At 71.7% G+C, this 9,733-nt stretch carries 10 protein-coding genes and 1 tRNA gene; 8 read left to right on the top strand and 3 right to left on the bottom strand.

Annotated features, from left to right (window positions below; all coding sequences use genetic code 11):
• The 8 genes from AB0D01_RS12925 to AB0D01_RS12890 all read left to right on the top strand — a co-directional run.
• The coding region (locus AB0D01_RS12925) for a type IV secretory system conjugative DNA transfer family protein (RefSeq protein WP_363055156.1) at positions 1-2,158 on the top strand (2,158 nt) is incomplete at its 5' end.
• Entirely contained in the window at positions 2,155-2,619 is a 465-nt protein-coding gene (locus AB0D01_RS12920) for a hypothetical protein (RefSeq protein ID WP_363055155.1), read from the top strand. The genes AB0D01_RS12925 and AB0D01_RS12920, both read left to right, overlap by 4 nt.
• Before the next feature lie 203 nt (positions 2,620-2,822).
• Positions 2,823-3,092 (top strand): hypothetical protein, encoded by a 270-nt coding sequence (locus AB0D01_RS12915; protein ID WP_363053448.1) that lies wholly within the window; start codon positions 2,823-2,825, stop codon positions 3,090-3,092.
• Between the two features lie 79 nt (positions 3,093-3,171).
• Entirely contained in the window at positions 3,172-3,906 is a 735-nt protein-coding gene (locus tag AB0D01_RS12910; protein WP_363055154.1) for a DNA methylase, read from the top strand.
• A complete protein-coding gene (locus AB0D01_RS12905) occupies positions 3,903-4,748 on the top strand; it encodes a bifunctional DNA primase/polymerase (protein ID WP_363055153.1) in 846 nt (281 codons plus the stop codon). The genes AB0D01_RS12910 and AB0D01_RS12905 overlap by 4 nt, the downstream gene beginning before the upstream one ends.
• Complete coding sequence (locus AB0D01_RS12900; RefSeq protein ID WP_363055152.1) at positions 4,745-6,229, top strand: ATP-binding protein; 1,485 nt, start codon at positions 4,745-4,747, stop codon at positions 6,227-6,229. Before AB0D01_RS12905 ends, AB0D01_RS12900 begins: the two co-directional genes overlap by 4 nt.
• Positions 6,230-6,747: 518 nt before the next feature.
• Positions 6,748-6,912 (top strand): helix-turn-helix domain-containing protein, encoded by a 165-nt coding sequence (locus AB0D01_RS12895; protein WP_363055185.1) that lies wholly within the window; start codon positions 6,748-6,750, stop codon positions 6,910-6,912.
• Entirely contained in the window at positions 6,912-8,057 is a 1,146-nt protein-coding gene (locus tag AB0D01_RS12890) for a site-specific integrase (RefSeq protein WP_363055151.1), read from the top strand. The genes AB0D01_RS12895 and AB0D01_RS12890 overlap by 1 nt, the downstream gene beginning before the upstream one ends.
• 67 nt (positions 8,058-8,124) lie before the next feature.
• Here AB0D01_RS12890 and AB0D01_RS12885 read toward each other — a convergent pair.
• The 3 genes from AB0D01_RS12885 to AB0D01_RS12875 all read right to left on the bottom strand — a co-directional run bounded on the left by AB0D01_RS12885 (position 8,125) and on the right by AB0D01_RS12875 (position 9,720).
• A tRNA-Arg gene (locus tag AB0D01_RS12885) sits at positions 8,125-8,197 on the bottom strand.
• A gap of 105 nt (positions 8,198-8,302) precedes the next feature.
• Entirely contained in the window at positions 8,303-8,791 is a 489-nt protein-coding gene (locus tag AB0D01_RS12880; protein ID WP_363055150.1) for a RidA family protein, read from the bottom strand.
• Positions 8,792-8,844: 53 nt separating this feature from the next.
• On the bottom strand, positions 8,845-9,720 hold the full coding sequence (locus AB0D01_RS12875) for a zinc-binding dehydrogenase (protein ID WP_363055149.1): 876 nt from the start codon (positions 9,718-9,720) through the stop codon (positions 8,845-8,847).
• Positions 9,721-9,733 lie beyond the last annotated feature (13 nt).

The raw sequence follows: 9,733 nt of genomic DNA, 5'->3' as shown, positions 1-9,733 counted from the left end.
CGCGCCCGCAGCCCTCGCCCTGGGCGCGGTCACGGTCGGCCCCTGGTCCGCTCTCGCCGCCGCCGCGGCCGGAGCGGGCGCCTGGGCCGTCAGCATCTCCGCCCCCGTGCTCCGGTCGCTGATCGCCTGCGGGATCACCGCCACCGGATCCGGCATCGCCGCCCACCAGATCCTCGCCTCCGGCATGGACCCCCTCATTGCCCTCGGGCTCGCCGTGCCGGCCAGCGCCGCCGCCCTGGCCCACCACCGCAACACCGCCGCCGTACTCCCGACGCTCCCCGCCACCACCACGACCACCACGGCGGGGCAGTCCTCGCAGGCGCAGATGATCGCCGCGTGGTGGGCCGAATTCGTCTGCGGGCCCACCCAGACCGAGGGCCGCAAGCTCATCCAGCCCGGCGCCCGACTCGAACACCTCACCCTCGACGTCGGCGCCGATCACGTGTCGTTCACGGGAATCATCACCGTGGCGCAGGGGCAGCAGGTCCGGGTGAAGGCCGCGGACATCGCGTCGGTCTACGGAATCCCCATCTCGCAGGTGGAGCTGGGAGACCCCAAGCACTACGCCCCGAACGCCCTGCCCGTCACCGTCCACATCATCAAGAAGCCTTCGGTGGCACCGCAGATCGCGGCGGGCGCCCCGACGTCGCCTGAGGAGCTGTGGGCCGCGCACGTCGCCATCCCCGACGGAGCGATGCCCGGCACCAAGCTCACCCTCACCCGCTACGACGGACCCCAGGACTGGGAAGGAGTCGCTACCCGCGAGCGAAAGGCCATCGGCACGGTCAACCTCGCGGATCTCGCGGGCAACCTCCATCTGTCCAGCATCCAGATCGCTTTGGCCCCCATGGACCTGCCGTCGCAGGTGGGGGTGCGGGTGATGCGGGAGCACGCGCTGATGCACGGCACGATGCTCTCCACAGTTGTGGACGAGCTGTCCATCGACTCCCGCGGCTACGTCCGCCTGGGCACCTACATCGACGGCCGCGCCGCCCTTGTCCCCCTGGCCCAGCCCGGATCCGGGGCCCGCCACCTCTACCTCGTCGGCGGATCCCGCTCCGGAAAGTCCGGAGTGCTGGAACAGATCTTGTTGTCTGCCCATCGTTCACGGATCGCGGTGATCCTGTCGTCCCCGCAGGCCGGCACCATCGCTGGCGCCCCCTTGGCGGCCCACTGCGGGGACGGCCTGGACGAGGCGATGGGCGCCCTGCGCCTGGCCTACGCCCTCATGCTCGACCGCGAGAGCCGCTACCACTCCCCGCGGTTCCCTTTCGTCGACCCGGTAGTCCTGACCGTCATCGACGAGGCCCACATGCTCCTGGCGACGTCCTCGCAGTACCACGCGGAAGCCAAGGCCATCGTGGAACAGCTCGTCCGCCGCTCCCTCAAGCGCGGGATCGGCGTCATCCTGGCCACTCAAACCCCGCTCGCCGAAGACCTCGGCAACTCCACGATCATCCGCTCCCAGCTCCTGATCGGCGGCGGCGCCGTCTTCCTGCGCTGCGCGAAGGGCCAGGGCTCCCTCGTCGGCGCGAACGCCGTCGAAGGCGCGGAGGGGATCGACCTGGCGTCGATCCCCTCGACGTGGCCCGGCCAGTACGCCAAGGTCGCCGATCGGGACATGAGCGGCCTGGACACCGAAGCCGCCGCCGCGCCCGAGGACGGCACCTTCGGACTCGGCTACCTCCTCACCCCCGGATCCCAAGCCGTCCAGTTCCGCTCCCTGCACCTCGACGTCCCGCCCGTCTCCCTCGCCGCCAACCAGCCCCCGGTCGACATCGAGGACTGCGAGGCCTGGCGCCTGCGGGACGCGATCACACAGACGGCGATGGTCGATCAGCGCGGCAAGAACCTGATCGGCAGCCTCGCCGACCTGATCGCCAAGGCCGAGAAGCGCCCGACGGCCGACCTTCCCCAACAGCGCGCCGAGACCACCCAGACCGACCCCGACGGACCCGTGGGGGTCGGCGGCCTGGACGGACAGGAGCAGATCAAGCCCCGAATCCTCGAACTCCTTCGGGAGCACTCCATGCCCATGACCGCCGAAACCATCGCCCGCAAGCTCGGAACAGGCGTCAAGCACGTCAAGCCGCGGCTGTCCGAACTGAAGAAGCGGGGCGAGGTCATCAACGAGAGCAGCCTGTGGAGGGCCGCATGAACACCCGCACCGAAGCCAGCTTCACCGCCATCGACTCCGACCTGTACGAGCGGGCGTTCCAGCTCCTCGACCCCAACCCGCAACCGGTCGTCGCCCCGACGGCCCCGGCCGCGCCGGCGGCGGTCGCCGCGATCCTGGCCGCCGCCCCGCCTGCCCACCACCCCGGCGCCGTCGAGACCACGCTCACCAACGCGCTGAGCTTCCTCGACACCCACGGCTGGGCCAAGCACCGCCTCATCCACCCCGAAGGCGCCCGCTGCTCCATCGGCGCCCTCCGAGCCGCCGCCGGCGCCCGCAACACCGCCTACCGCGACGCCGGAAACCTCCTCCTCGACGAAGCCCGCCGCCAACACGGCACGCAGTGGGAATCCATCCCCGCCTGGAACGACAACCACACCGGACCCGAGGTCCGCTCCGTCTGGGAAGCCGCCATCCAGCGCGCCCACCACCAGAACATCTGACCCACCCCACCCGACGGACACGAGGGCGGCCCCGGCGTTGTCGGGGCCGCCCTCACCGCTGAACAGGAGCACCGATGGACCACACCTACTGCGACGAGTGCGACACCGAGGAGTGCCCCGAATGCCTGGGCTGTGACTGCCCCGGCTACGAGTGCCCCGGCACCGCCGCCCACAACGGCCACTGACCCGGCAAGGGAGAACCCATGGCCACCCGCCGCGTGACCTGCTACATCGCCGTCTGCGACCTGTGCGGAAACTCCGAGCACTACGAGGGACACACCCCCCACCTCGACACCCCCGCCGAGGCCGTCGAGTACGTCACCGACCCCGGCTTCGACGGCAACGACGGTTGGACCCTCACCCCCGACGGGCTCCTGGTCTGCGACCGACGCCGCGACACCGCCCACGACGACGCCCACGCCACCGCGGGCAAGCGCATGGGCCGCGACGCCATGACCGTCCACTTCGCCTGAAAACAACCGAGAGCGGCCCCCTCACGCCAATGACCGGGGCCGCTCTCATCCAGAACACTCAAGAACTGGAGAGACCAGCATGACCCAACACGCCCTCGTTCCGCGACAGCGCAACAGGGAACGGCCCTTACTCCTCGACCTGTTCTGCTGCGCCGGCGGCGCAGCCCGCGGCTACACGGACGCCGGCTTCAGCGTCCACGGCGTCGACCTCGTCGACCGCTCCGCCCGCTACCCGTACCCCTTCCACCAGGGCGACGCCCTCACCGTCCTCGCGGACCTGATCGGGTCCGGGGAGATCCGCCGCTACAGCGCCGTGCACGCCTCGCCGCCGTGCCAGGCCGGATGCGCGCTCACCGTCGGCACGAACGCCTCCCGCGGCTGGGGCCGCACCCACCCCCAGCTCATCCCCGAACTCCGTGTGCTCCTCGACGCGACCGGGCTCCCGTACGTGATCGAGCAGCCCACCGGTACGGCCCCCGTCCGACCCGACCTGCGGCTGTGCGGCGAGATGTTCGGCCTGGGCGTCCTGCGCCACCGCGTCTTCGAACTCGGCCGCTGGACCACCGCCCAGCCCGCTCACCCCCGCCACCGCGGCTACGTCCGGGGGTGGCGCCACGGCATCTACCGCGACGGCCCGTACGTCGCGGCGTACGGGGCGGGCGGGGGCAAGGCCACGATCCCCGAGATGCAGACCGCCATGGGCATCACGTGGACGGATGTGCGGGAGGAGCTGACCGAGGCCATCCCCCCGGCCTACAGCCGGTGGATCGGCCGGACGCTCCTGGACCACGTCCGGACCGGGGTGGTCGCATGATCCGCGCGACCGGCCACCTGCGCACCGCCCTGTGGCTCGCCGAACTCGGGCTTCCCGCACTGCCCCTGAGCCGTGCGAAGCGGCCGGTGGCCAACTGCCCCGCCTGCAAGAACGGCGTATGCGGGGACCGTCCGAACATGCTCGCCGCCGGCCCGTGCGCCTGCCCGGCGCCGTGTCACGGCTGGGCCGCCGCCACCACCGACGTGGAAGTCCTCGCCTCCCCGACGTGGGCGCGTGCGTGGCGGTACGCCGACGGAGTTGCCTACCACCCCGGCGGCGCTGGCTACACCGTCGTGGACCTCGACCACACGGCGGCCGTCGACTGGGCCCGCGAGATCCTTCCCGCCACGCGGACGGTGGAGACCACGCGGGGCGAGCACTGGATCTACCAGGGCACCATGACCTCCCCGAACGCGGTGCGTGACGGCGTCGACATCAAGTCCTGCATGGCCTACGCCCGATGGCGGGGCCCCGGCACCGGCACCATGACCGCCCTGCCCGACGCCGTGCGGGCCCTGGCCGTGAAGGAACCCGCCCCCGTCCGGCAGGGCGGCACCGTGACGGTGCCGGCCCTGGTCGGGGGTGGGGAGTGCCCGCACCGCTCGCCCGCCTACCTGGAGCGCGGGATCGCCATGGCGGAGCAGCGGATCACCGGTGCGTCCGAAGCCATCCACCGAACCGTCTACCGGACCTTCCTCGCGGTGCTGTCCGTCCACGGCCGGTGCGGCTGCATCACCGACGCCCACATCGGCCGGCTGTTCACCGCCGCGCAGGCCAAGGGGGAGTCCCCGCGGCACTGCGAGACGGCCTGGGCCAACGCCCTGACGAAGCTCGGAGTGTGACCGTGTCCGACGAGGACAACAAGACCCCGGCACGCCTGATCATCACCGACTACGCGCAGGACCATTTCCGGTACTTCCGCACCACCGAAGGCACCGTCTACGCCCAGCGCGACGGCCACCCCGTCGCCCGGCCCATCCGCTCCCAGGGCACCTCGGGCAGCCACCGGCAGGAACTCATGGTCGGCCTGTTCAACGACGGCAAAGGCTCTTTCAACGGGACCGCACTCAAGGAGGCACTCGACTTGATCGAAGCACTCGCCCTCAGCCAGGACGTCCAGTCCACCTACCTCCGTGTGGCTCCAGGGTTCGACGGCGCGACGTGGCTGGACCTGGGCCGCGACGACGGCAAGTCCGTCCGTATCCACCCCGCTGGCTGGGACATCCGCGTCCCCGATCCCCGCGAAGTGTGCTGGCGGCGTACCCAGCTCACCGGCGAACTCCCGCTGCCGGCGAAGGACACCAACGGCAAGGGCCTCGACGCTCTGCTGCGGCTGTGCAACTTCGCCAACGCCGAGAGCGAGTGCCTCGCCCTGGCGTGGCTGATCGGCTGCCTGGAGCCCTCCGTGCCCGTCCCCGCCCCGTTCCTCACCGGCCCCCAGGGCGCGGGCAAGTCCACCGCCGGCCGGATGCTCGTCCGGATCATCGAAGGCATGACCGGCGACCTGCGGCGAGCGCCGAAGGACGAGGAGAACCTGATCACCGCCGTGGCGGCCGGGTGGATCACCGCGCTGGACAACCTCTCCCACCTGCCGCCGGACCTGTCCGACCTGATGTGCTGCATCGTCACCGGCGCCGAGAGCATCAAGCGCGCGCTGTTCACCGACGGGGACGTGGTCCGCTCCCGCTACCGCCGGCCCCTGCTGCTGACCGGCATCGACGTGGGCGTCATCCGCCCCGACCTCGCCGAACGCCTCCTGCCCCTGCGGCTGGTGCGGCCCCAGGTCCGCAGGACGGAGGCTGAGCTGTGGGCGGAGTACGCCCCGGCCCTGCCCGTCATCCTCGGCTCGATCCTGGACCTCGCCGTCAAGGTGCGGGCCACCGAGGCCGACACCCCCACCGACCTGCGCATGGCGGACTTCGCGCACCTGTGCGCCCAGCTCGACACCGCCACCGGCCTCAGCTCCCTGACCGCCTACCGGGCGAGCCTGGACGACCTTAACGACGACGTCATCGAAGGCGACCTGCTTGCCCAGACCGTCCTCAAGCACGCCGCCGGGCTTGAGGCGGGCGAGGAAGTCCGGATGACCTCCACCGAGTGGCTGCACGCCCTGACCCAGCTCTACGCGGGCGAGGACTTCCGCCCGCTGCCCAAGGGCTGGCCGACCACCGGCAAGGTCTTCTCCGACCGGCTGAAGCGGCTTCAGCCGACCCTGGCCGCGCGCGGCGTCCTCGTCGACTGGGGCCGCACCAAAGCCGCCCGCTACATCGAAATGGTCCGAACGGCCGCAACCGTACCGGCGCAGACCGCCCCGATGTTCTGACCGGACCGGCCGCCGGCCCGCCAGGCACAGGCAAGAAGAGCACCCGGCCCCTTGGCCCGCGGGTGCTCTTCTTGCTCTTCCGGCGGAACGCCGCTCAAAGGGTCGTGCCGCTTGCGGCTCCTTCTTTCGCCCGAAGGCGCGCACGACAACAGACACCACCCCGCCTCTTTTCCTAAGAGAGGGAAAGGTGCGTCACCCACGACACCACCAGCCAGAAAACCGCATGTGACCTGCGGATACGGGGGTGACACAGATGCCCTTTGGTTGTGTCACCACCCGTCACCCACGTCACCGGCCTGTGTCATACAGCGCCCGAGGTGACACAGGTCGGTGACACAGCCCACCCCCATCAGTCACCGAAAACCGCAGGTCAAGGCGCCGAATGACACAGGCGACGCGGTGACGCAGAAATCCCAACCTCGGACAGGTACGGCCGTACGAGGCCCCTGATCCGGCCCCGCCATGCCCAGAGACAGGAGAGCCCAGTGTCCAGCGCGCTTCCGCCTCCACCCCTGCTGATGACGGTCAAAGAGACCATGGCCGCCCTCAAGCTCGGTCGGCACTCGGTCTACAACCTGATCCGCTCCAAGCAACTCCCCAGCATCACCATCGGCCGTGCCCGCCGGATTCCCTCCGACGCCGTGCGCCGCTTCATCGACACCGAACTGGAGGCCGCTGCCTGATGGCAGGCAAGAAGAACCCCAACGGCGCCGGCAGTATCTGGCAGCGCAAGGACGGCCGGTACGAGGCCCGGGTATACGTACCGCAGCCGGACGGCACCCGCGCTCGTAAGACGGTCTACGGCAAGACCTGGCAGGAGTGCGACGAGAAGCGACAGGAACTGGTGCTGCGGGACCGGCAGGGGGTTCCGACTCCCACCCGGTCCGCCCGCCTGTCTGAGTGGCTGCCCTACTGGCTGGAGCAGCATGTCGAGCCGCGCCGGAAGCTCAGCACCTACGACAAGTACGAGACCCACGTGCGGCTGCACCTCGTTCCCCTGCTCGGATCCCGGAGCCTGGAGGCGCTGAGCACCGCCGACGTGCGCCGCTTCCTCAACCGCGTGCAGAAGGAGAAGACGGTGGCCACGGCCAAGGAGGCCCACCGCGTACTGCGCACCGCACTTTCTGGTGCGGTGCGGGACGAGTTGATCACCCGGAACGTGGCGTCCCTGGTCGAGCCGCCGAGGGCGAAGCAGCGGGAGGTGCGGCCGTGGACGTTGGAGGAGACGCTCGCATTCCTGGAGGCCGCACGCGGGGAGGCCCTCTACGCGGCCTTCGTCCTCGCCATTGCGATGGGGCTCCGGCGCGGTGAGCTGGTCGGCCTGCGCTGGTCCGACCTCGACCTGGACAACCGGGTGCTTCACGTCCGCCAGCAGACCCAGCGCCGACGTGGCCGGCTCTACCAGGACGACCCGAAGAGTCGCCGGCAGCGGGTCGTGCCGCTGCCCGCGATGTGCATGGCCCCACTGAGGTGGCACCGGCTCAGGCAGCGCGCGATGTTCCGGGAGACAGGCGTGGCGTGGTCCGAGGGCGGGGCCGTGTTCGCCACCCGGAACGGTCGGACGGTCGAGCCGCGAAACGTCTACCGGGCCTTCACCCGCGTCGCGGCCGACGCCGGCATTCGGGTCGTCCGCCTGCACGACGCCCGCCACGGGTGCGCGACCCTGCTGACCGCCGCCGGGGTGGCGCCCAGGGTCATCATGGAGATCCTCGGGCACAGCCAGATCAGCATCACCATGGACGTGTACACACATGTTGTGGACGACACGAAGCGGGAAGCGATCAGTCACATGGACCGGATGCTGAGGCGCCAGCGCCCGAGTGCGTGACCTCGTTGCCGTCAGCCAGTGCAGTCAAACGGCCCGGAGCGTGATCGCTCCGGGCCGTTTTCCCATGTGCCCCCGGCAGGATTCGAACCTGCGACACCCGCTTTAGGAGAGCGGTGCTCTATCCCCTGAGCTACGAAGGCGCTGGGCCGCTGGTGAGGGCGGCCCAGGGGACAGGGTAGCGGATCGGGGCGGGGCTCCGTGGTGGGGTTTTCGCCGGAGTGGGGTGTGGTCGCGGCGGGTTCGGGTCAGACGGCCATCGGGGTGTGCAGTTCGACCGTGATCTCGACCTCGACCGGGGCGTCGAGGGGGAGCACCGCCACGCCGACCGCGCTGCGGGCGTGGATGCCGGCGTCGCCGAAGGCGATGCCCAGCAGCTCGCTCGCGCCGTTGAGCACCCCCGGCTGGCCGGTGAAGCCGGGGGCGCTCGCCACGAAGCCGACCACCTTGACCACGCGCTTCACGGCGGACAGGTCCCCGGCGACCGAGACGACGGCGGCCAGGGCGTTGAGCGCGCACTGCCGGGCCAGCGCCTGGCCCTGTTCCGGGGTGACCTCGGCGCCGACCTTGCCGGTCAGCGCGAGGGCGCCGTCCAGCATCGGCAGCTGGCCGGAGGTGTACACGCGGTTCCCGCTCCGCACGGCCGGTACGTAGACGGCGAGCGGGGCGGGGGTGGGCGGCAGCTTCAGTCCGGCCTCGGCGAGGCGTTCCTCGGGGGTGACGGGGGTGGCGGTCACGTCGGGCTCCTGGGGTGGGGCGGTGCGGCGGGGGCAGGGGGCGGGGGCAGGGGTCAGGGGAAGCGGATCAGTGGTTTGACCATGCCCGGCTCCCGCGCCGAAAGCCGCCGAAATGCCTCCTCCACCCGGGTGAAGGGGAACGCGTGGGTGGTCATCACGGTCGGATCCAGCAGCCCGTCCCCGATCAGGCGGAGCATCCGGGTGACGCGCGCGCCCGAGCCGGGGCGGTCGCCCGCGGCGCAGCGGGCGTGGGTGACGCGTCCGGTCGGGGCGGTGGCCGCGCGGGCGGTGCGCGCGGCGCCCGGTGCGGCGGTGGCGACGACCGCGCAGTCGGCGCCGGCGCCGCCGGTCAGCTCCCTGATCCGCTCGGCGGAGTCCTCGTAGGCGGGGTCCACGACGACGTCCGCCCCGAACCGCAGGGCGAGCAGCTGGCGCTTGGGCTCCGGCTCCACGGCGATGACCCGCGCGCCGCGCAGCCGTGCGGCGGCGACCGTCGCGCCGAGTCCGACCGGGCCCTGTCCGAAGACGGCCACGCACCCGCCGGCCCGTACGCCCGCCTCCTCGGCGGCGGCGAAGCCGGTGGGGAGGGCACCGGTGGCGTAGAGGGCCTGGTGGTCGGTGATCGCGTCGGGGAGGCGTACGAGCCCCGCGCCGCGCACGGGCAGCGCGAAGCACTCGGCGAGCCGGCCGCGGCCCTCGGCGGCGACGCGGCGGCCGAGGTAGGCGTCCGGTACGCCGGGGCCGACCTCCCGGACCACGCCGACCGCCTCGTGGCCGAGGCGCGCGGGGGCGTCGGCCCGGGCGTGGCCGGGCCAGGCGCAGACGAGGGCGGCGGTGGTGCCCACGAGGACCTCCCCGGGGCGCGGACGCGGCGCGGGTCGGTCCACCACGGCCGGTACGCCGCCCGGGGGCAGTACGAACGCCTTCACGGGTCTCGGTCTC

It is taken from the genome of Streptomyces sp. NPDC048606, from assembly GCF_040650855.1.
Classification (GTDB): domain Bacteria; phylum Actinomycetota; class Actinomycetes; order Streptomycetales; family Streptomycetaceae; genus Streptomyces.
The sequence above is the reverse complement of the archived record's forward strand: the minus strand, read 5'-3'. Positions and strand labels throughout refer to the sequence as shown.

Coding starts and splice junctions, on each gene's coding strand:
- AB0D01_RS12895 (WP_363055185.1), top strand. CDS start 6,748: ATGACGGTCAAAGAGACCATGGCCGCCCTCAAGCTCGGTCGGCACTCG.
- AB0D01_RS12905 (WP_363055153.1), top strand. CDS start 3,903: ATGATCCGCGCGACCGGCCACCTGCGCACCGCCCTGTGGCTCGCCGAA.
- AB0D01_RS12920 (WP_363055155.1), top strand. CDS start 2,155: ATGAACACCCGCACCGAAGCCAGCTTCACCGCCATCGACTCCGACCTG.
- AB0D01_RS12915 (WP_363053448.1), top strand. CDS start 2,823: ATGGCCACCCGCCGCGTGACCTGCTACATCGCCGTCTGCGACCTGTGC.
- AB0D01_RS12890 (WP_363055151.1), top strand. CDS start 6,912: ATGGCAGGCAAGAAGAACCCCAACGGCGCCGGCAGTATCTGGCAGCGC.
- AB0D01_RS12910 (WP_363055154.1), top strand. CDS start 3,172: ATGACCCAACACGCCCTCGTTCCGCGACAGCGCAACAGGGAACGGCCC.